Annotated in this window: 20 protein-coding genes and 3 pseudogenes; 13 read left to right on the top strand and 10 right to left on the bottom strand. The window is 65.1% G+C overall.

Features of this window, described 5'->3' with window-relative positions; translation table 11 throughout:
* Positions 1-153: 153 nt before the first annotated feature.
* Both WS78_RS09455 and WS78_RS09450 read left to right on the top strand, forming a co-directional pair.
* Entirely contained in the window at positions 154-2076 is a 1923-nt protein-coding gene (locus tag WS78_RS09455) for a sensor histidine kinase (protein WP_152611590.1), read from the top strand.
* Entirely contained in the window at positions 2073-2717 is a 645-nt protein-coding gene (locus WS78_RS09450) for a response regulator (protein WP_038742946.1), read from the top strand. The genes WS78_RS09455 and WS78_RS09450 overlap by 4 nt, the downstream gene beginning before the upstream one ends.
* A gap of 463 nt (positions 2718-3180) precedes the next feature.
* On the opposite strand, the gene WS78_RS09440 is transcribed toward WS78_RS09450, so the two are convergent.
* The 5 genes from WS78_RS09440 to WS78_RS09420 all read right to left on the bottom strand — a co-directional run bounded on the left by WS78_RS09440 (position 3181) and on the right by WS78_RS09420 (position 4822).
* Entirely contained in the window at positions 3181-3468 is a 288-nt protein-coding gene (locus WS78_RS09440) for a hypothetical protein (protein ID WP_226377225.1), read from the bottom strand.
* Between the two features lie 2 nt (positions 3469-3470).
* The gene (locus tag WS78_RS09435; protein WP_038742942.1) at positions 3471-3731 is read right to left on the bottom strand and encodes a hypothetical protein; all 261 of its coding nucleotides are present in this window, start codon (positions 3729-3731) and stop codon (positions 3471-3473) included.
* Positions 3728-4210: a DUF2778 domain-containing protein gene (locus WS78_RS09430; protein WP_059577520.1), complete on the bottom strand. Its 483-nt coding sequence runs from the start codon at positions 4208-4210 to the stop codon at positions 3728-3730. Before WS78_RS09430 ends, WS78_RS09435 begins: the two co-directional genes overlap by 4 nt.
* A gap of 88 nt (positions 4211-4298) precedes the next feature.
* Entirely contained in the window at positions 4299-4577 is a 279-nt protein-coding gene (locus WS78_RS09425; RefSeq protein ID WP_063889442.1) for a type II toxin-antitoxin system RelE/ParE family toxin, read from the bottom strand.
* Positions 4565-4822 carry a hypothetical protein gene (locus tag WS78_RS09420; protein ID WP_226377224.1) on the bottom strand — a complete coding sequence of 86 codons (258 nt, stop codon included), beginning with the start codon at positions 4820-4822 and terminating at the stop codon, positions 4565-4567. Before WS78_RS09420 ends, WS78_RS09425 begins: the two co-directional genes overlap by 13 nt.
* Positions 4823-5161: 339 nt before the next feature.
* Here WS78_RS09420 and WS78_RS09415 point away from each other — a divergent pair.
* From WS78_RS09415 to WS78_RS09405, 3 genes and pseudogenes are all read left to right on the top strand, one after another.
* Positions 5162-5856, top strand: a pseudogene (locus WS78_RS09415) (IS3 family transposase); the annotation flags it as partial.
* Positions 5857-5973: 117 nt separating this feature from the next.
* On the top strand, positions 5974-7032 hold the full coding sequence (locus WS78_RS09410; protein ID WP_059577516.1) for an NAD-dependent epimerase/dehydratase family protein: 1059 nt from the start codon (positions 5974-5976) through the stop codon (positions 7030-7032).
* Positions 7029-8024, top strand: a complete 996-nt coding sequence (locus WS78_RS09405; RefSeq protein WP_059577513.1) for an AraC family transcriptional regulator — start codon at positions 7029-7031, stop codon at positions 8022-8024. The genes WS78_RS09410 and WS78_RS09405 overlap by 4 nt, the downstream gene beginning before the upstream one ends.
* A gap of 329 nt (positions 8025-8353) precedes the next feature.
* Here WS78_RS09405 and WS78_RS09400 read toward each other — a convergent pair.
* The 5 genes and pseudogenes from WS78_RS09400 to WS78_RS09380 all read right to left on the bottom strand — a co-directional run bounded on the left by WS78_RS09400 (position 8354) and on the right by WS78_RS09380 (position 14080).
* Positions 8354-9579 (bottom strand): annotated as a pseudogene (locus WS78_RS09400) (trypsin-like serine peptidase).
* Between the two features lie 792 nt (positions 9580-10371).
* Positions 10372-10800 carry a fascin domain-containing protein gene (locus WS78_RS09395; protein ID WP_156437430.1) on the bottom strand — a complete coding sequence of 143 codons (429 nt, stop codon included), beginning with the start codon at positions 10798-10800 and terminating at the stop codon, positions 10372-10374.
* Positions 10801-11334: 534 nt separating this feature from the next.
* A complete protein-coding gene (locus WS78_RS09390; RefSeq protein ID WP_038742932.1) occupies positions 11335-12075 on the bottom strand; it encodes an ABC transporter permease in 741 nt (246 codons plus the stop codon).
* Positions 12072-13022: a heme ABC exporter ATP-binding protein CcmA gene (gene ccmA, locus WS78_RS09385; protein WP_059577560.1), complete on the bottom strand. Its 951-nt coding sequence runs from the start codon at positions 13020-13022 to the stop codon at positions 12072-12074. Before ccmA ends, WS78_RS09390 begins: the two co-directional genes overlap by 4 nt.
* A gap of 20 nt (positions 13023-13042) precedes the next feature.
* Complete coding sequence (locus WS78_RS09380; protein WP_226377237.1) at positions 13043-14080, bottom strand: FAD:protein FMN transferase; 1038 nt, start codon at positions 14078-14080, stop codon at positions 13043-13045.
* A gap of 643 nt (positions 14081-14723) precedes the next feature.
* Between WS78_RS09380 and nosZ the strand changes: the two genes are divergently transcribed.
* The 8 genes and pseudogenes from nosZ (at position 14724) to WS78_RS09340 (ending at position 21645) form a co-directional block, all read left to right on the top strand.
* Positions 14724-16691: a TAT-dependent nitrous-oxide reductase gene (gene nosZ, locus WS78_RS09375; RefSeq protein WP_059577504.1), complete on the top strand. Its 1968-nt coding sequence runs from the start codon at positions 14724-14726 to the stop codon at positions 16689-16691.
* A 183-nt stretch (positions 16692-16874) separates the two neighbouring features.
* Positions 16875-18125, top strand: a complete 1251-nt coding sequence (locus WS78_RS09370) for a nitrous oxide reductase family maturation protein NosD (protein ID WP_059577501.1) — start codon at positions 16875-16877, stop codon at positions 18123-18125.
* Positions 18122-19036 carry an ABC transporter ATP-binding protein gene (locus WS78_RS09365; protein ID WP_059577557.1) on the top strand — a complete coding sequence of 305 codons (915 nt, stop codon included), beginning with the start codon at positions 18122-18124 and terminating at the stop codon, positions 19034-19036. The genes WS78_RS09370 and WS78_RS09365 overlap by 4 nt, the downstream gene beginning before the upstream one ends.
* Positions 19033-19865 (top strand): annotated as a pseudogene (locus WS78_RS09360) (ABC transporter permease). The gene WS78_RS09365 and the pseudogene WS78_RS09360 overlap by 4 nt, the downstream one beginning before the upstream one ends.
* Positions 19862-20392, top strand: a complete 531-nt coding sequence (locus WS78_RS09355; protein WP_059577497.1) for a nitrous oxide reductase accessory protein NosL — start codon at positions 19862-19864, stop codon at positions 20390-20392. The pseudogene WS78_RS09360 and the gene WS78_RS09355 overlap by 4 nt, the downstream one beginning before the upstream one ends.
* A 10-nt stretch (positions 20393-20402) precedes the next feature.
* Positions 20403-20672, top strand: a complete 270-nt coding sequence (locus WS78_RS09350; protein WP_038742918.1) for a hypothetical protein — start codon at positions 20403-20405, stop codon at positions 20670-20672.
* 2 nt (positions 20673-20674) lie between these two features.
* Positions 20675-21094: a hypothetical protein gene (locus WS78_RS09345; RefSeq protein WP_059577554.1), complete on the top strand. Its 420-nt coding sequence runs from the start codon at positions 20675-20677 to the stop codon at positions 21092-21094.
* Between the two features lie 23 nt (positions 21095-21117).
* A complete protein-coding gene (locus WS78_RS09340; RefSeq protein ID WP_059577495.1) occupies positions 21118-21645 on the top strand; it encodes a c-type cytochrome in 528 nt (175 codons plus the stop codon).
* Positions 21646-21653 lie beyond the last annotated feature (8 nt).

Raw genomic sequence — 21653 nt, 5'->3', positions numbered from 1 at the left:
ATTGCGTTCACTGACGAGCGCATTCTAGAAGCCGCCGGGTGAGGGCGTTGTAAGGGAAGTCGGACATCGCGCTGCTCGATTACCCTATGCGAAGTGGAATCGGCTATGCTCGAACGGCCCTCATCGAGACCCTAACGTGAAGGACCGCAGCGCGTGGCAACCCGTCAAACAGCGGCCCCGGTGGCCGATCCCGCCAGTTCGAAAACCTCGTCCGCGAATGCCGAGCCGTGGGGCACGACCAAACTGTGGTATCGGCAGGTCGAGGAAGACGGCCTCGATCGTGTCGGCGAGGCGCGCGCGGCGGCGCTCGCGGTCGCCAACAGTGGCCGCGCATGGCGTTTCCTGCGCGATATGCCGCTTGGCCTCGTGCTCTATGACGATCAGTTCCGCATCGTCTATCAGAACCTCGCAAGTGAGGTGATGACGGGTTACCCCTCGTCCGATTTTGCCGGTCAGTCGCCGATCGGCCTCTGGATTCCGGAGAGTCAGCGCACCGTCATCGGAGAAATTCTGCGCCGCATGCGCGAAGAGCGCGTTGCGCTGCATGGCCGCGCCGTGCACGTGCGGCGCGACGGGCGCCTTTCCTGGGTCCAGTGGCACACGACGCCGCTCTTCGACGGCGACTGCTTCATCGGCTATCTCGGCACGCATAGCGAACTGAGCGAGGCGGTGCGCGCCGCCAAGCATCAGGCCGAATTGCTGATCGATGCGGCGGTCGATATCGCGATGGTCCAGCTCTCGCCCCAGGGCCGCATACTGAGTTGGAACCGCAACGCCGCCGCACTGTTCGATTCCCATGCGAAAGAGGCGCTGGGCTTACCGTTCGAGATGCTGTTTTCGTCGGATGGCGCCGAGTGCGGCGTGAGCGCATCGCTGCTCGCCCGCGCCCGTGACGGAGACCGCACCGAATACGAAGGCTGGCTCGGACGTACGCGCGAGACGCGGTTCTGGGGCCACTTGCGGCTCTACCCGCAGCGTGACGACGACGATGTCGTCTACGCGCTCGTGATGGTGGCGCGCGACCTGAGCGAACGCCGGCGCGCCGAACAGCAGGTGCGCGAGAGCGAAGCGCTGCTTTCGGCGATCGTGTCGGCGGCAAGCGACGTCATTCTCGGCATTGACGACGCCGACCGCGTCATCCTCTGCAACCCTGCGGCCGAACGTGTCTTCGGCCGCAGCGCCGCCCAGTTGAAGGACGGTCCGCTGCCCGACATCCTGCCGCGCGGCGACGGCCTGCGATCGCTTGTCGATGCGAGGCGAACCTTGTCGGGCGTAGGTCACGACGGGCGCATGCAGCACCTCGAAGTCTCCGCGACGCGCACGAGCGTCGAAGGCCGGAGCTTCATCACGCTCGTTGCACGAGACGTCACCGAGCGCGTCGAGTCCGAGCAGGCTGTCGAGCGCTATCGTGAGCAATTGTCCGCGTTGACGCGCGACCTGATGGACGCCGAGCAGAAGACCAACCGCCGTCTCGCGCAATTGCTGCACGACCAATTCGGCCAGACGCTCACCTCGCTGCGCATCTTCGTCGACGCCGTGCGCGCGCGTCTGCCCGCGAGCGACGACGCTATCGTGCAGAACGGCTGGTCGCAGATCTCGTCGCTCATCGATCGCGGCATGCGCGAAGTGCGCGAAGTGCTGGTTGAATTGCGGCCGGCGCTATTGCAAGAGCAGGGCCTTGCGGTAGCGCTCGACAACGAAGTGCAGGCGCAGGCGGCAAAGCATCCGGAAGTGCGCGTGACGCTCGATGCCGCCGACGAACTCGCCGAGCGCCGCTGGGCACCCGATGTCGAATATGCGGTCTTCATGGTGGCGCGCGAGGCCATTGCCAATGCGCTGCTGCATTCGCGCGGCGGCCATGTCGCGGTCAGGCTGGATGCACGGGGCATGCCCGGGCTGGTCCTGAGCGTGCACGACGACGGCCGCGGCCTCGGGCCCGCCGAACGTGCGCACAAGCCCGGCCATCTCGGGCTGGTGGGCATGCGCGAGCGCGCGCTGGGAATCGGTGCGCAACTTGTCGTGAGCTCTAGCGCCGGACGGCGCGGCACGACGATCGAGTTGAGGTACGCGCCATGAACCAGACCATCTATCTGGTCGACGATCACGCTGTGCTGAGAGACGGACTGCGCGCGCTGCTCGAACCTGCCGGATACCGGGTCGTGGGCGAGGGCTGGATTCCGCAGGCAGTGCTTCGAGACATCATGCGCGCGCCGCCCGACGTGGTACTGCTCGACCTGTCGCTCGGCGAGCATTCCGGCCTCGAACTGCTCGGCGAGATGCACCGCCGCAAGCTGCCGTCGCGCGTGCTGGTGCTGAGCATGCTCTCGCAGCCGCGCCAGGTGCTCGACGCCGTGAGGATGGGCGCGATGGGCTACGTACTCAAGGGATCAAAGGGTGGCGAGGTCATCGAGGCGCTGCGCAACGTGGTTGCGGGCCGCCACTACTGGAGCGCCCAGATCGCCTCCGCCGCGGCGAAGGCGCTCTCGTCGGCGGCGGCGCCGGAGCCTGCGGTGGCGCTCTCGCTGCGCGAGCGTCAGGTGCTCAATTTGGTGGTTCGGGGCCGCACGAGCGCCAGCATCGCGGAGTCGTTGCACCTGTCGGTCAAGACTGTGGAGACGTATCGCCTGCGCCTGATGCGCAAGCTCGGCGTCAGCGATATCACTGGTCTCATGCGGCTTGCCTTCAAGGAAGGGATGCTCGACACGGAGGGCAACTGATGGATTCTCTTGGGGGGGCGGGGATTGAAATTCGGCTCTCAAGTTCCGGGCACAGTTTGACGAGACCGTCGCCTTCAAATCGCCCAGCGTCGGCAGAGGGCGATCTTCCGCGAACGCTACCTGGATGGGCGGCGCGTTCTCATGCTCGCGTCCAGCACGCGGCAATGCGCACCAGTTCGACAGCGCAGGCGTCGTCGAGCACGTAGTCGATCCGCGCAGCCGCTCTCAGATCGGCAGCGTTCGTTCGGGCGTTGATCGAGCCCGAACCGCCGACAACCTTGCCACGCGAGCAGCAGAGCTTGCGGCCGTCGAGCTGCGCCTCGGGCTCGCTGATAGGTGGCTCCGTCGTGGGGAACCGGCGAGCGTATCGAGGTCCAAAGCACGGCATTTCTAAATGGCTAGAACGCGACGTTTCTATAAAGCTACTACAGCAATATTGTTGATAATTGATATTATGTCAATTTTAGCACGTAGACTGACCGCGACGATTCGGGCAATCAAAGCAGCCCGGTCCCTGACAATCGCGCGCCCGGCAACAGCGTAGCAAGCCCAAAATCATTTCCTTCGACACGCCTGCCATGAGCAGGCGTTTTTTATGCTCGGCAATCTTGTAATACACGCGCCGTCGCTTCGCGTCATGGATTCCGCGCCGAGTGTTGCGGATCACCCAGTAGAGATTCCTGATATCCCGAGCCACATCGGCCAGTTCTTGGGCCGACAGATACGGCCGTTCCAGCAATTCAAGCTGCATCTTCAATTTCCACCACTCGGACGCCGGAACAGCCGATTCGCGCCACATACAACCGCAACCGCCACAATCAGCGACGCCAGGAACGACGAGGCCAGATAAACATCCTCGACGCCCTCGTCGCCGTACGCACCGAAGAGCCCCGCAAAACGAACCAAGGCATTTGTAGCCCACGGCGCGAACTGGATCGACCCGGCCACCTTGGCGAGCGCCAGCGTAACCGCCAGCGTCGCCACCACGTTAAACACGATTCGAGACGCTTTCATCGAACATCGACCGTACCGTATGCACGACCGGCGAAACCGGGCACGCTGATCATGGGCGTTGCCTTGAGGGCGGCTCGCAGCTTCACGAAGTCCTGCAGATTCACCAGAGTGACACAGCCTTCACTCAAGCCCCTAGGCCCGTTCGGATGAAGGCGGAAACTCCCTCGCCTCACGCCGTTGATGAAGGTCCAATCGTCAATTTGGCCGTCCGCACGATACAGCGCAAACCAAGTCGTCCGATCGGTTTCGTAGAAGTGCTCCAAAACGAAATCGCGTATGCTGCCCAAACGCCCACCCGACTCTCTATCGACGATGTAATAGCGTCCAGGCGGCAACGGACCGACATCCTTTTTGGCGATTGCCGCCGGATTATCTCGCCCCTCGCTCGTTCCCGAAAATGCAGGAAAAGCACCAACGCCCGGGCACTGAAGCGTCGAGAATTTCTGATTATTAAGTGCAAACGTGCAAGAAATCGGCATGAGAACCCCCGCTTGTCGGTCGGGCGAAAGCTACCAAATTGTCATACATTTGACAAACTAGCAAGCCTGACAGGTTCCCTGCTGATACTTAACGATACTCGCGGCTATGCCATACCCGGGTCACGAGCACCTCGTCGCCATCCAGTACGGCATACCTGATAACGTAGGAACTACGGCCGAATCTGGCCGCCCATTCGCGAAATTCCGCCCGAGGTGCACCGATGCCGGGGTTTTCGGCGATCAAATCGGCAGCGTCCACAATGATCTGAGCCGCACGGCGTGCAGCCGCCGGGCTGTTCATCACGAGAAAATCGTACAGTCGTGCAACGTCTTCCAGCGCATCTGGATGCCAGATCAGCGCGGGCATTCGGTACGATTTCCCGAAGCAAGTTCAGTCAGCCACGCGCGAACACGGTCATGTTGCACCGCCGGCGTACCTGAAAGATACGAATCGAGTCGCGCCCGATCCATTTCGAGCGACAAAGCATCGGCGCAAACCGTGGCCACATATTCGTCAACGGACTGGCCTGACCGGTGTGCCGCCGTTACGATGGCGGCTTCCAATTCGACGGGCAATGCAACAGTGAGCATATCGTTCCCCAATTTCTGCATGCCACTATTGTAGCGGTATCTGAAGCCCTTTGTTCACGTCACGGCCCGCGTCCAACCTACCTGCCCTACTTCGCAAATTTGTAAGCTCTGCGCCACTGGACAGACGGCTTTGCTTGCACGGCCTCAAGATACGCTGATAGTTTCTCGAATTTCTTGCCCTCGCGCACAATGAGGGACTTGCTCCTGACACGACATCACGGTCCGTGGCAAAAATGAGGCATGAGTCAGCGGATTCCATTGGGGCCAGCGGGCTTCGACCTGCATGGGCCGGATATAAAACCGCAGCCTGTATCTGTTCGACAGAGCAACAAACCTTGGCAAGCCGGAGGCGTCCATATAAAGACCATGGAAAACGAGATTCTCCGGGAGGCCGTGGAGGTGATGAAGTCGCGAAAATGGATTGCGCGCTCACCCTCATTGCCGGAGGACACGCAGTGAAGCGGGTTTGCGATGTTCTCGGTGTAGCGCGCTCGAATGTGGCGGCAAAGCTCGCGCGACCAGCTGATTGGCGAGACGGACGACGCGCTCGCAAGTCGGACGACGCAAGCCTTGTCGACGCAATTCGATTGCTTGTTGCCGACTTGCCAAGCTACGGCTATCGGCGCATATGGGGCCTGTTGCGAAGCGAGCGGGAGTCCCGATGCGAGGCCCCGGTCAACGCCAAACGTGTGTATCGCGTGATGCGCGTGCACGACTTGCTGCTGCACAGGCCTGCGCGGCCGCACATCGAGCGCCGACACGACGGCAAAGTGGCTGTACCGAGGAGCAACCAGCGATGGTGTTCTGACGGCTTCGAGTTTCGCTGTGACAATGGCGAGCCGCTGCGCGTGACCTTCGCGCTCGATTGCTGCGACCGTGAGGCCATGAGTTAGGCGGCGACGACCGGTGGTCATAGCGGCGATGTCGTGCGTGACGTCATGCTGGCGGCTGTGGAACAGCGCTTCGGCAACGTTTCGAAAGCGCCTGCGGAAATTGAATGTGGAGTAGCCCCGTCTCTCGCAGACAACGAACGACACCACAGCGCTCGCAAGACGATCCGCGCGTGCGCTCACCATGGCGCGCCGCGCATGCCGATTGGCGCGCTTGGCGAGTTACGGCGCGCGTGAAAGCCGGCATCATGTCGAACATCATGTGAAGTGGAATCGACGACGATGGACATCAACACCGACACCCCGGTCATGGTGACCGGCGCAACCGGCTACGTCGCGGGCTGGCTCGTGAAACGGCTGCTCGACGCGGGCTTCACGGTTCACGCGGCTGTGCGCGATCCTGCCGACCGCGACAAGCTCAGGCATCTGGAGCGGATCGCGGCCCGCGCGCCCGGCGCGATCCGCTACTTCCGCGCCGATCTGCTCGAACCCGGCTCGTATGCGCAGGCAATGGCCGGCTGCGGGATCGTGTTCCATACCGCATCCCCGTTCAAGGTCGACGTGCGAGATCCGCAGAAGGAACTGATCGATCCCGCGCTGCTCGGCACGCGCAACGTGCTCGACACGGTGAACCGCACGCCGTCGGTCCGGCGCGTCGTGCTGACGAGCAGCTGCGCGGCCATCTACGGCGACAACGCCGATCTCGCCGCCACGCCGAACGGCATGTTCACCGAGGCGATCTGGAATACGAGCTCGTCGCTCACGCACCAGCCGTATTCGTATTCCAAGACGGTCGCCGAACGCGAAGCGTGGAAGATCGCGGGCGCGCAGCAGCGCTGGGATCTGGTGACGATCAATCCGTCGCTCGTCGTCGGACCGGGCATCAACCCGAAAGGCACGTCCGAGAGCTTCGCGATCGTGCGGCAGATGGGAGACGGCACGATGAAGAGCGGCGCGCCCGATCTCGGCATCGGCGTGGTTGACGTGCGCGACGTGGCCGAGGCGCACGTCCGCGCGGCGTTCCTGCCGGGCGCGAGCGGCCGCTACCTCGTGTCGGGCCACGATACGAGCCTGCCGGCGATGGCGGCGACGCTGCTCGAACGGTATGGCGACGACTACCCGATTCCCCGGCGCGTGCTGCCCAAATGGCTCGTCTGGCTGGCCGGCCCGCTCGCGAACCGGGCCGTCACGCGCAGGATGGTGGCCCGCAACGTCGGCTTGCCGTGGCACAGCGACAATAGCCGCAGCCGCAACGAGCTCGGCATCCGCTACCGGCCCCTCGCCGAATCGATGAACGACTTCTTCCAGCAGCTCGTCGAGACCGGGCAACTGCGGCGATGAACCGCTTCGCGATCTCGCCGGGCTGGCGGATATTGCTGGCCGATCTGGATCTATCCGTCGACGAGTTGCTGCGGCGCGCGCAGTTGCCCGCCGACCTGTTCGCGCGGCCGGACGCCGGCCTGTCGACCCGCGAGTATTTCCGCCTGTGGCAGGCGTTCGAAGACATGGCCGGCGAGCCGTCGATGCCCCTGCCCCTGCGCATACTCGACTACGTATCGGTCGAGACGTTCGATCCGCCGATCTTCGCGGCGTTGTGCAGCCCGAACCTCGAAGTCGCGGTACGGCGCATCAGCCAGTTCAAGCCTCTGATCGGTCCGTTGCGCCTGCGCGTCGCACTGGAGGCGGACGCGCTCACGCTCGCCATCGACTTCGTCGAGCAAGACGTCGCGCCCCCCGGCGCGCTGCTCGCGACCGAACTCGGCTTCTTCGTGAAACTGGCGCGGATCGCGACCCGCTTGCGCGTGCCTGCGAGCGCGATTACGCTGCCGCGAGAACTGCGGCCGCACGACGACTACGCACGCTTTTTCGGCGCGACGCCGCGCTATGGCGCGGCGCCATCCGTGAGCTTTGCGCTGTGCGACGCGCGACGCCCGTTCGTGACGGCGAACGACGCGATGTGGCAAGTATTCGAGCCTGACCTGCGTCGGCGCCTGACCGCGCTGTCGGCCGAAGCCGGCATCGTCGAGCGGGTCCGGGCAGCGCTGCTGGAACTGATCCCCGGCGGCCTCGCGACCGCCGAGGACGTCGCGCGCTCGCTTGCGATCAGCAAGCGCACGCTGCAGCGCCGGCTCGGCGAAGAAGGCGCGAGCTTCAAGGCCGTGCTGGCCGACGTGCGCGAGCGGCTCGCGTGGCACTACCTCGATCGCTCCGATTTACCCTACAGCCAGATCGCGTTCCTGCTCGGCTACCAAGATCCGAACTCGTTCTTCCGGGCGTTCAGCACATGGACGGGCATGACGCCCGACGCCGCGCGCACGCGCGCGACGCGCTGAGCCGGCACGCGCCCTCGGGCCGACCGGCCCCAGCGCGTGACTTCCACCGCAAGCGGCCCGCTGCAGCGGCGATGCGTTCAATTGCGGCGGCCGCTGCGCGATGAAGACGTGAGCAACGACACGCGCGGCACATGCGGCCCGCACATTTCCCTATCCTCGGATCGAAGACGCGCCACGCGCCCCTTCCGGCCGTTCGTCGAGTCAAACCGTCGTTTTGATCTCGACTCCGAACAGTCGAGAAGATGCGCCGCGGCGCAGCGTTCGCGCCGTCGTGCCGCATCGGCACGACGAGCGCAACGCCGCACGCGGCGCACTCCCTCAGATCGCCGTCAACAAGCCGCCGGCGTGCTGCCGCATACGGTATTCACGAGCACCACGATGTTGCCGCTCGTGAACGGAGAAGCGCCCTGCTGCTTCACCGTCGTATCCGTATAGCCCCAGCTCGTCACGCCGACCACGACATTGTGCGAGGCCGCGTTGCCGAAACCCGTGCCGTTGAGCGCGGGCGGCATGCCGAGATTGACGAGCCACGGGCCGCCGCTCGAACCTCCGGTCATCAGCGATCCGATGATCGTGTTGTTCGAATAGCCGGCGGACACGAAACCTTGCGATCCGTTGCGCTCCATGAAGACGCCGTTATCCAGCGCCACCGGGTAACCGAGCTGGTCGATCTGAGCGAGCCCCGACGAGTTGTAGCTATAGCCGTTCCAACCATAGCCATACCATCCGGCGCTATTGCCCGCGTACGCTCCGCCTTGCGGCGTCAGCACGATCACGGCCACGTCGTCTTGGCAAACGACGCCGGCGACGGCGCACGGATCGGAGCCGTCGAAGTAGGACGTCATGATGGTGGCGGACGCCCCGCTCCATACCCCATAGGGCGCCGACCCATTGCTATAGTCGGGAACGAATACCCAGTTCGAATAGAACTGCCGCTGGCCGAAATTCGCTACGCAATGCGCCGCCGTGACGACCACTCCCGGCTTGATGAGGGATGCGGAGCACAGATAGGTTGCGGAGCCGATGTTGAAAAACAGCTTCCCGGCCGGGCGGAACGGATAGTAATACTGCGTGTTGTCGCCGTATGCGTTCACCTGGCTGGTGTTGTACGGCTGATTCGACGTGCCGAATTCCTGCGGCTGGACCCCGGTCTGGCTCAAATCGACGGGCGCCACCAATTGCACCGGTCTTTGCTTGCCGTCGCCCGCGCCGCCTCGCGCGTAGCCGGGCAAGCCGAGAGTCGGCTTGGCGTTGTACATCAGCGATTCCAGCATGGTGGGCGGCGCAGCGATCGGCTTCGGCAACGGCATCGGCAATGCGTTCTTGAAATCGATCGCGGCCACTTGCACGGCGCGCTCCGGCAACGTGAGCTGTGTCACGCCTCCATGCGTCTTGATCTGCTGGGCAACAGCGCTGGTCGCGATCAGCGAACCGAGCGCGGCAAAAGCGACTTGCTTGATCAAACGTTTCATTTGAATCTCCTGGCGCATTTTTGAATGATTTTTTCCGAGATTCGAAATTTTGTTCGAATGTTAAAACGCCCCTCGGCACACATTTGGATCAATGTCAGGCGAATTAGACGCTTTGCGAGGCCGTCGCGAGCGACATCGCTCACGGGCGAGCCTCTTTTTTGTTATTGATCGATCAATTCGATTGGACGGCCGGTTTTTGATTTATCAGTATATTTAATACCTGTCGCCCGACAGGACACGATGGAATGTCGATTTGAATTGCCTTTTAAGCGTTGACTTTATTTTTATTTTCGACATCGATGTGAGATGTCTTTTGTCCAGATGAAAGATGGCGTAGATCCACTTTACATTTTATTTTCTGCCTGCGATATCATATTATTTCATAACGGTTATTATTTTTAGTAATTCCCCCTGAGAGAAATGGTAGTGTCGGCATCCGGCGTTCGCGGGCGTCGTACAGCCGGCCGGGATGGTTCTGCGCGGGATCGCGGCATGAGACAACATGCACGCGCGCGGCGCTTCGGTTTTGCGCGGCGAGCTCGATTCATCCGTCCGGCGAGCCGCGGCGCGCCGTGCGACAGCGGCGTCATCCGCCGGGCAGGCTCCCCATCGCCCTCGCCGGAGCGTGACGTCACGTCGACCGGCGCACGTCGAGATCTGCGCTGGCTCCGCGTCCTCACGTAGACGATTTCATGGCGGCACGGCATTCGGGCAAGCCCCCCCATCCCCTTCGACACCGTGCCGCCCAGTCGCAATCGAGTCGGGATGTCGGGGCGACCTGGGCGTCGCATCGCTAGCCACGGATATCCCCGTGTATTCCCCTTTTGCGCTCAGTTCTTCGAACTCGAGCGCTTCCTCTCGCGAAACGGATCGCTCTAGCGGAACTGTTCCCAAGGACCTGCAACGGAAGCGCGTGCGCGCAGCATCCCGTACTGGCCACCCGAGTAGCCGAGCTCCGCGGAAACGTATAGTCCGTTCGCTTGCGATTGAATCGTCCAATACCCGTCGCTCGTGTAGTTGCACACGGTGTACTGCTCCCAGGGGCCCGCCGCGGTCGCACGGGCGCGCAACATCGCATATTCGCTCCCCGCATATCCCAACTCGGTCGAAACGAGGTCGTGATTGGCGAGCGACGTGATGGACACATTTTGCGTGCACGCCGGACCAACCGCGTTGCGCACCGCAGGCGCGGCAATCACGCTCGACAAACTCCGCATCCCGGGCGCGGATTCCCCGTCCGCGAAGGCGAGAGGCGGGAGCAGCGCGACTCCGGCGGTCAACATTGCCGACATGACGTGATCCAAACGGCGCCTCCAAAGCATTGCATTCATTTTTGCCCCCAATTAAACATCTGATAACGAATGATCAGAAATGCGCGGCATGGAAACGATTTCTCTTTACAGCCTCCATCGAAGCGGCCGCGCGACACTCGACGCCAAACCGGTTTCATCGAAATTTCACTTCGTTTTCAACCCCGTTTAATCAATACGGATTTAATTTTTTAAATCCCTCCATGCCTTCAGGAACGATAGATCGTTTTCAACGAAAACATAGAAACTTCAATTCCGCACGAGGATGTGAAATTTCAAACGCCGATTCATTTAATCGAGGATATCGATTCACAATCTGAACTGGTGAATATGGGCGACTTGGAATAATCGTCGTAGAGCCCTGCTCTGTTGGCAGCTTCGGAAGGTCGCCGCATCGACGGGGCGAAGTCGTGTGACGTGGTCGAATGGGAAACCAGACCGTTAGTTGCACCTCTGGATAAACGGACGTTGAGCACGGCTGTCGTGCGCCGTCCCGACGCGTGCCGCTCGACGGGCCCGGATCGCGCGCTAAGCGTCCCGCCGCCCGATGCGACGCACGACGAGCCAGCCCGCGGCGGCGAGGCACGCGGCGAGCGCCGCGATCGAGCGGGACGGCGCGATCGCGAACTGCGTCGTCAACACACCGCGCATCAGGTCGACCCCGTAAGCGGCGGGATCGAACGCGGCCGCCGCGCGAATCCAGTCCGGCGCGAGGTCGAGCGGATACAGGCCGCCCGACAGGAAAAACATCGGCAGCAGCAGCGTGTTCGACACGACCGGAAACACAATCACCGAACGGAACGGCAACGCGAGCGCGAGTCCGAGCGCCGAGAACACGAGCGCGGCGAACGCCATCGCCGCGACGAGGAGCGCGAGGCGCGGCGCCGTGAGGCCGATCCCGATCGCCGGCGAGAACGGCAGCAGCAGCAGCGCCTGTATCCACGCGAGCAGCGCGCCCGAGCCGATCTTGCCGAGGGCGATGTCGACGCGGCGCACGGGCGACACCAGGAGCGCGTTCAGAAAACCGGTCTGGCGGTCGTGCACAATGCCGACTGCGGCCGAGATCGCCGTGAACATCAGCGACAATCCGACCACGCCCGGAAAAATGTACGCCTGGTAACCGCCGATCTCCGCATAGGTGCCGCTTCGCAGCGCCGCGCCCAGCACGAACAGATACAGGAGCGGCTGCGTGAGCCCGAACAGTATCCGCAGCGGCGACGCCCAGAAGCGCTTCAGATCGAACCAGACGATCGCGAGAACGTCGCTCATGCGCGCTCCCCGGCGCGCGGCGCCGCCGCGTCTTCGCGCCGCCGCGCGGCGATCCAGTGGCCGACGACGTCCTTCAGGCCGGGGGCCGCGATATCCGCGCCGAGCACGCGGCACGGCATCCGTCGCAGCAGCGCCGGCAGCACGGCCTGCGGATCGGCGCCCGCGACGACGACATTGTCTTCGTCGACTTCGACCGGATAGCCGTGCTCGGCGAGCCAGCGGCGCGCGGCGTCGATATCCGGCACGCGCAGGCGGATCACGCCGGGCACGGGCGCGCGCATCGCACGCCACGAGCCGAGCGCGACCCGCTCGCCGCGATCGAGCACGACGATGCGATCGGCGTCGCGCGCCTCTTCCGTGTGATGCGTCGAGCACAGCACCGCGCAGCCGTCGGCGACGAGCCGCTTGATCTCCGCCCAGAACGCATCGCGCGCGGCCACGTCGAGGCCGAGCGTCGGCTCGTCGAGCAGCAGCACGCGAGGCTTCGCGACAAGCGCGCGCGCAAGCTCGAGCCGCCGGCGCTGGCCGCCCGACAGCCAGCGCACCGGCGTCGCCGCGTGCGCGTCGAGGCCGAGCATCGCGAGCAGCTCGCCCGTGCGCGCCCGCGCGGCGCGCCCTCTTACGCCCTGGCAATGCGCGATGAACCACAGGTTGTCGCGCGCGGACAGGCGCGGCTCGAGCGCGGACTCCTGAAACACGACGCCGATTCGCTCGCGCACCCTGGCCGGCTGCGCGAGCGCGTCGACACCGTCGACGAAGATCCGCCCGCCGCTCGGCGCGGCGAGCGTCGCGACGAGCGACAGCAGCGACGTCTTGCCCGCGCCGTTCAGCCCCACCATCGCGACGAGCTCGCCGTATCCGATCGACAGGCTCACGCGCCGCAGAATCGCCCGGCCGCCGCGATGGAGGCTCACGTCCTGCAAATCGATGCTCGGCCCGTGCGACATCGCGGCGGCGCTCCCGTCGCTCAATCGAGGCGAGCGGCGCGCAGCGCCGGATCGGCGAAGCGCACGCGCGCGGCCATCGCGTCCGTCGCCCACACGCGCCCTTGCGCATCGACGATCAGCACGGCGTCGACGCCGAGCCCGCGCGTGAGCGGCATCGCCGCTCGTCCCGCGATGAAGGGCGGCTTGCTCGCGCCGTCGGAAAGCGCGCCGGCGTGCGGGCCGGGCGCGACGAGCACGGTCACCGATTCGCTTTGCGTCGCGGGAAAGCCGCTGCGCGGATCGATGATGTGGCAATAGCGAACGCCGTTCGCCTGGAAGAAGCGCTCGTAATCGCCGCTCGTGCCGATCGCCTCGCCGTCGCGCAGCTCGAGCGTCGCGAGCGTGCCGGGCTTGCGCGGGTCCTGAATGCCGACGCGCCACGCCTCGCCGCCCTTGCTGCCGAGCGCGAGCAGATTGCCGCCGACGTCGATCAGCGCGTTGTCGATGCCCTGCGCCTTGAGCATCGCGGCCGCGTCGTCGAGCGCCCAGCCTTTCGCGTAGCCGCCGAGATCGATCGCGATCGCGCGGTTCGCGCTCGTAACGACGCCGGACGGCGAAATGACGAGATCCTCGATGCGCGCATGCCGCGCCGTTTCGCGTTGCACCGCGTCGCGCGACGGCGGCTTCACGTCGAACTGATCGGACTGGAAGCCCCAGAGCCGGATCAGCCGTCCGATGCCCGGCTCGAAAAGCCCCTGTGTGTCGATCGACAAACGGCGCGCCGCGCGCAGGATCGCGGCGAGCTGGGGGGGCGCGTGAAACGGCTCGCCCGCCGCGAGGCTTCGATTGAGCCGCGTGACGTCCGACGGCTGCCACGCGTGCAGCCCGCGATGCATCGCCTGGAAATGCGCGAACACCGCGTTCGTCGCCTGCTGCGCGCGATCGAGCGGCACGCCGTAGAGCGCCAATTGCACGCGCGTGCCGAATACATAAGTGCCCTGGACATAAACCTCCGGCGCTCTGAGCGTCAGCCAGAGCGCAAAGGCGATACCGATAATGGCCGTCAGCGACAGGCCAATGGTTTTCCTAAAAGCAGACAATTTAAATGCACTCGAATCAGTTTTTCACCATGAAGCTCGATGACCGAATTTCATCCGGCCAATGGCGAATTATTATTTTTCCCGGTTACTTTTTGGTTTGATTCAAATCAAATTGGGCCGGCGAAAGGTCCGACAGCGATTTCTTGGCCGGCGGTCCGCTGCGTCCGGGTGCCGCATGTCGGCAGCGTCTTTTCGCATCATTCATCAGACGTTTAAAGTGCCGTAAAACCGCGTCAAGTTGCGTCGAACCCGCACTTCGCCTCCTCCCTCCGGCCGTGTTTCGCGCATCCGGTTTGACGCCGTTCAAGCACACCCGCGACGATGCCAGAAAACATTCATCTCCAATACCCCTTCTTGATCCAGATCATTTCTCATGAATAGGCGAGCTACGACACTAGCGACGGAAATCTTTCCGTTCAAATCAAGATGAATAAATAAATTTCATAATCCTTACTTTTTGTTTTATTTGCATTTGCCCTTGAGATGAAAGGAGATTGAGGCTATTGAGTGACATTTTGCCGCAATGCGGTGCATATCCAGTCACCAGGAAACCCGTATTTCTGAAATCGAAGTAAAGCTACCGGTTGCTTGGCGCTGAATCGAAACGATAAGTGAGAATGTGATGGCTAATACCAAGGCAAACACTGAAGACGCGGCGGCGCCGCAGGACGCGCGGCGGCGCAAGTTCCTCGCGTCGTCGGCGGTCGCCGGGCTCGCGGGCGCGAGCCTGTCGCTCGGCCTCGCCGGCTGCAACAAGGGCGGCGACGCGCCCGCCGCCGCGGGCGGCACGAGCGCGAGCGCGGCGAGCGGCGCGAGCCCCGCCGCCGCGATCGACTTCGGCAAGTACGAAGTGCATCCGGGCAAGCTCGACACGTACTACGTGTTCTCGAGCGGCGGCCACTCGGGCGACATCCGCGTGCACGGCCTGCCGTCCGGCCGCGAGATACGGCGCATTCCCGTCTACAACATCGACTGCATGTCCGGCTGGGGCATCACGAACGAATCGCGCAAGATCATCGGCACGAAGGCCAACGGCCAGCTCGACTACTTCACGGGCGACACGCACCACGTGCACATGTCGTATGCGGACGGCACGTACGACGGCAAGTACATCTTCGTCAACGACAAGATCAACGCGCGGATCGCGCGCGTGCGCCTCGACACGATGGAATGCGACGCGATCACGCCGTTGCCAAACGTGCAGGGCTTCCACGGCATCTTCCCGGACAAGCGCGACCCGCTCGACGACAAGATCAACTACACGACGCGCGTGTTCTGCGGCAACGAGTTCCACATTCCGCATCCGAACGACGGCCGCGACCTGAACGATCCGAAGAAGTACTACTGCCTCTTCACGTGCGTCGACGCGAAGACGATGCAGCCGCGCTGGCAGGTGAAGATCGACGGCAACATGGATCTCGTCGCGACGTCGTACGACGGCAAGCTCGCGTGCTCGAACCAGTACAACACCGAGAACGGCGTCCATTACGAGGACATGATGGCGGCCGAACGCGACGCGTGCGTGTTCTTCAACGTCGCGCGCATCGAGGAAGCGGTGAAGAACGGCAAGACGTTTCGCATCGGCAATTCGCCCGTACCCGTCGTCGACGGCACGCATGCGGCGAACGCCGATCCGAAAACCGCCCTCACCTGCTACGTGCCCGTGCCGAAGAACCCGCACGGCGTGAACGTCTCGCCCGACGGCAAGTACTATGCGTGCGCGGGCAAGCTCTCGCCGACCGCGACGCTGATCTCGCACGAGCTGATGCTCAAGTGGTTCGCGGGCGAGCTGAAGGAGCCGCGCGACGCGGTCGTCGCGGAGCCCGAGATCGGGCTCGGGCCGCTGCACACAGGCTTCGACGGCAAGGGCTACGCGTACACGACGCTCTTTCTCGACAGCCAGATCGTCAAGTGGAGTCTCGACGAGGCGATCAAGGCGTACAAGGGCGACAAGGCGGCGAAGGTGGTCGTCGACCGGATCGACGTCCACTACCAGCCCGGCCACGGCTTCACGTCGATGGGCGAGACGAAGGAGCCGGACGGCAAATTCTTCATCTCGGACAACAAGTTCTCGAAGGACCGCTACCTGCCCGTCGGCCCGCTGCATCCGGACAGCGCGCAACTGATCGACATCAGCGGCGAGAAGATGCAGCTCGTCGCCGATCATCCGACGTATCCCGAGCCGCACGATTCGATCGTCGTGCGCCGCGACATCATCAAGACGCGGCAGATCTACAACCTCGACGAGTTCCCGCGCGCGGTGAAGAACGCGAAGGACAGCCGCGTCGAGCGGCACGGCAGGAAGGTCACCGTCTACCTGACGTCGCAGGCGCCGACTTTCGGGCTGCGCGAATGGACCGTGAAGAAAGGCGACGAGGTCACGATCATCCTGACCAATCTCGACAAGGTCGAAGACCTGACGCACGGCTTCGCGATCCCGTTCTACAACATCAACTTCGTCGTGCATCCGCAGCAGACGCAGTCGGTGACGTTCGTCGCGGACAAGCCCGGCGTGTTCTGGTGCTTCTGCACGAACTTCTGTCACGCGCTGCACCTCGAGATGCGCTCGCGAATGCTCGTCGAAGCATAGCGCGCTCGCACGCCGGCGGCACGTGCCGCGCGGGCGGCGGCGACGGGAACCGGGGCTTCGCGCCCGGGCGAGCACGCCGCTGCCCGGGACGACGCGGGCCGCCGGCGGCCCGCGCGCGAAGCGAACGAAGCGAACGAAGCGAACGAAGCGAAAAACGCCGACGCCCTGACGAAACGGAAAACAATGCCCACTCCCCACGTTCTCGTGACGCTCGCCGCCGCGCCGCTGCTGATGCACGCCGCGTTCGCGGCGACGCTCGCCGTGCATCCCGGCGAGCGCATCGGCGCGGCGCTCGCCGCCGCGCGGCCGGGGGATACGGTGCTCGTGCATCCCGGCCGCTACGCGGAGAACCTGACGATCGACAAGCGCCTCACGCTGCGCGGCGTCGGCCGCCCGACGATCGACGGGCGCCTTTCCGGCGACGTGATCCGCGTGGCCGCGCCGGACGTGACGATCAGCGGCCTGTCGATCGTCGACAGCGGCGCCGACCTGACCGCGCAGAACGCGGGCGTCTACGTGCAACCGGGCTCCGACCGCGCGCGCATCGAGCACTGCGAGCTCGTCTACAACCTGTTCGGCATGTGGATCGAGCGCTCGGCCGACGTGCAAGTCACCGACAACGTGATCGTCGGCAAGCGCGATTTCCTGTCGCCGAAGCGCGGCAACGGCATCCAGCTCTACAACACGACGGGCGCGCGCATCGTCGGCAACACGATCAGCTACGCGCGCGACGGCATCTACGTCGACGTGTCGCATCACGCGCGCTTCGAGCGCAACACGATCCACGACGTGCGCTACGGCACGCACTACATGAACTCCTACTACAACGTCTGGGACGGCAACGACGTGTATCACAACCGAGGCGGCCTCGCGATCATGGAGGCGCGCAATCAGATCGTGCGGAACAACACAGTCTGGGGCAACACCGATCACGGCATCATGCTGCGCACGATCCAGGATTCGCTGATCGAGAACAACGTCGTCGCCGGCAACCAGCGCGGCTTTTTCGTCTATGACGCCGAGTACAACACGATCCGCGGCAACCTCGTCGTCGACAACAAGGTCGGCGTGCATCTGTGGGGCGGCTCGATCCACAACGACGTGACGGGCAACGATTTCGCCGGCAACCGCGAGCAGATCCGCTACGTCGCCGCGGCCGACGTCGCGTGGCCCGGCAACTACTGGAGCAACTACATCGGCTGGGACCCACGCGGCCGCGGCGTCGGCGACGTGCCGTACAAGGCGAACGATCTCGTCGACCGGCTGACCTGGCGCGTGCCGCCGGTCAAGGTGCTGATGAACAGCCCGGCCGTGCAGGCGCTGCGCGTCGTCGCGCGGCAATTTCCGCTGCTCGCGGTGCCGAGCGTCGTCGACGACGCGCCGCGCATGCGCGCCGCGCACGCCGGCTGGCAACAATGGGCGGGCAAGCGATGATCGAGCTGACAGGCGTCGTCAAGACATTCGGCGCGGTGCGCGCGATCGACGGCGTCGATCTCTCGATCGCGCCGGGCGAGCTGTTCGGCCTCATCGGCCGCAACGGCGCGGGCAAGAGCACGCTGTTCCAGCTGATGCTCGGCCTCGTCGCCGCCGACGCGGGCGACGTGCGGATCGAAGGCGTGTCCGCGCGCGACGCGCGGTTTCTCGCGATCCGGCGCACGCTCGGCTATCTGCCGGAAAACGTCGTGCTCTACGACAACCTGACGGGGCTCGAGACGCTGCGCTTCTTCGCGCGGCGCAAAGGCGTCGAGCCGGCCGCGTGCGCGCCGCTCCTGGAAGAAGTGGGGCTCGCCCGCGCGGCCGCGCGCAAGGTTCGCGAATACTCGAAAGGCATGAAGCAGCGGCTCGGCTTCGCGCAGGCGCTACTCGGCGATCCGCGCCTGCTGTTCCTCGACGAGCCGACAAACGGCCTCGATCCGGAAGGCATCCGCGCGTTCTACCGGATTCTTCGCGAGCGGCAGCGCGCGGGAGCGACGATCGTCATCACGTCGCACATCCTCGCCGAGATCCAGCAGCGCGTCGATCGCCTCGCGATCGTGCGCGCGGGCCGGCTGCAGGCGGTGGGCAGCGTCGACGCGCTGCGCGGCGAGACCAACCTGCCGCTCACGATCGAGCTCGTGCTGCGCGACGACGACACGCGCGCCGTCGAGGCCGCGCTGCGCCGCGCGCCGTTCGGCGAACCGACGATCCGCGGCCGCCGGATCGCGTTCGCCTGCCCGCAACACGCAAAGATGGCGGCGATCGCCGCGCTGTCGCCGCTCGCCGCGCGCATCGTCGACCTGCACATTCACGAACCGTCGCTCGAAGACGTGTTCCTCGGCTACGCCGGATACGAGGTGAACGCATGAGCACGCCCGCTCGCCCGCCGTGGGCGCAAATCCGCGTGATCGCGGGCAAGGAGTTCCACGACCGCATCCGCAACCGCTGGGTGCTCGCGGTCTCGCTCGTGTTCGCCGCATTCACGCTCGCGATCTCGTATTTCGGCGCGGCCGCGCAAGGCGCCGTCGGTTTTCACGGCATCGAGCCGCTGATCGCGAGCCTCGTGAGCCTCACGATCTACCTGCTGCCGCTCATCGCGCTCATCCTCGGCTTCGACGCGCTGGTCGGCGAGCGCGAGCGCGGCACGCTGAACCTGCTCCTGTCGTATCCGCTCACCCGCACCGAGCTGCTCGTCGGCAAGTACGCCGGCCTCGCGGCCGCCCTCACCTGCGCGACGCTCGCGGGCTTCGGCGCGGCGGGCGCGGTGATCGCCGCGCGCGTGCCCGTCGCCGACTGGTATCAGTACGCGGGCTTCGTCGTGAGCGCGGTGCTGCTCGGCTGGGTGTTCCTGAGCATCGCCGTGTGCGCGTCGGCGTTCTGCGCGAGCCGCACGTCGGCGAGCGGCGTCGCGATCGCGCTGTGGTTCTTCTTCGTGCTCGTCTACGACCTGCTGCTGCTCGGCGCGCTCGTGCTCACGGGCGGCGCGGGGATCGGCCCGCTGCTGCCGCCGCTGCTGCTGCTCAATCCCGCCGACGTGTTCCGCATCCTGAACATCTTCGGCCGGGCGATCTGCATACGATGTTCGGCGCCGTCAGCGCGTTTCCCGCCGCGCTCGCGTCGCCGCTCTTTCTCGGCCCGGTCATGCTCGCGTGGATCGTGGCGCCGCTCGGCCTCGCCGCCTGGAGATTCAATCGATGAAACACCGCCGCATCCCCGCCGCCGTGAGGACGGCCGTCGCCGCGCTCGCCGCCGCTGTCCTCGTCGCCGCCTGCGGCCACGATGCGCAAACGCCGCCCGCGCCGCGCGAAATCACCGACGCGACCGTCAGCGTGCTCGACGGCATGAGCCTGAAGGATTACCCGGGCCCGAAGGCGCAGATCGTCTACGCGGACGGCCAGCCGGACTTCTTCTGCGACACGCTCGGCCTCTTCTCCGTCTATCTGCGCCCCGAGCACGACCGCAAGGTCCGCGCGCTCTACGTGCAGGACATGGCCGCGGCCGACTGGCGGCACCCGGTCGGCCACTGGATCGACGCCAAGCGCGCGATCTACGTGATCGGCTCGAAGAAGCTCGGCGCGATGGGCCAGACATTCGCGTCGTTCGCCTCCGAAGCCGACGCCGCGCGCTTCGCGCAAACCGAGGGCGGCAAGCTCTACCGCTTCGACGAGATCACCCCCGAGATGGCGACGACGGATGGCGGCGTCGTCAAGGACCAGACGATGTGAGGACGACGAGATGACGCATTTCTTCCGCAACCTGCCCAACGAGGCGGCGCAGCAGATCGACGCGCTGAGCCGCCTGCTCTACGACCTGCGCGAGGATCGCAAGCGCCTCCTCGCCGAATTCGGCGCGGCCGACGAAGCGGCGCTGCTCGCGCGGATCGCGGCGGGCGAAGTCGACGAACACCCGGCGTACGAGCACTACGTCGCCGCGAAGACGCTCACCCACACGCGCGAGACGATCCGCGAGCAACTGCGCGCGCTGCTGCTCGCGCAAGGAGCATGACGATGCTGCACATCGAACTGAAGGAGCGCATCGAGACCACGTTCGACGCGACGCGCGTCGCGTCCGTCACGCTGCGCCGCGACGCGCTCGACGTGAGCCTCGCGAACGGCGTCGAGCTGACGCTGCGCATCGCGGGCCCGCACGAATACGCGATCGCCTGGCGCTGGGGCGACGCCGAGATGCGCATCGACACCGCGCCGCGCCCCGCGGGCGTCGACGCCCGCGCGCCGTCGAACGCCGCGCACCCGAATCATCTGCACACGCCGGACGGGCGCGTCGTCGCCGATCCCGTCACCAAGATCGGCGCCGAGCCGTGGCGCAACGTCCGCGTGCTGATCGAACGGCTTGCCGACGCGCCGCTGCTCGGCCACGAACCCCCGTCCGCGCACGGCTCGTCCGATGCGCGGGCCGTTACATCCTGACTCCCCTGATACGAGGAAAAACCATGAAGATTCGAAACCTGTCGATCGCCGCCGTCGGATTCGCGCTTGCGCTCGGCCTGTCGGGCTGCGGCAAGCGCGACGGCGGCGCGCCGCCCGCCGCGTCGTCGGCATCGATCGCGCCCGCCGCTTCGGTCACGGTCGACGCGTCTGCCGGCGCGAGCGCCGGGGCCGCTTCCGCGCCGTCCGCCGCGCCGGCCGCGCCCGCGCCTTCGAGCGACCCGGCGCCCGCGGCCAATGCAGCCGCGGCGGCCCCGACCACCGCCGCGGACGCGCCGAACCCCGCCGGCGAGAAAGTGTTCAAGAGCGTGTGCTTCATGTGCCACCAGACGGGTGCGGCCGGCGCGCCGATCGCCGGCAACAAGGACGACTGGGCGCCGCGCATCGCGCAAGGCAAGCCGACGCTGTACAAGCACGCGCTCGAAGGCTTCACCGGCGGCAAGGGCACGATGCCGCCGCGCGGCGGCAATCCGAGCCTGAAGGACAACGAGGTCGAGGCCGCGGTCGACTTCATGGTCGCCAAGGCGCACTGACCGCACCG

Origin of the sequence: Burkholderia savannae, assembly GCF_001524445.2 — a bacterium.
GTDB lineage: Bacteria > Pseudomonadota > Gammaproteobacteria > Burkholderiales > Burkholderiaceae > Burkholderia > Burkholderia savannae.
Note: the sequence above shows the minus strand (reverse complement) of the source record. Positions and strands in the feature narration are given on the sequence as shown.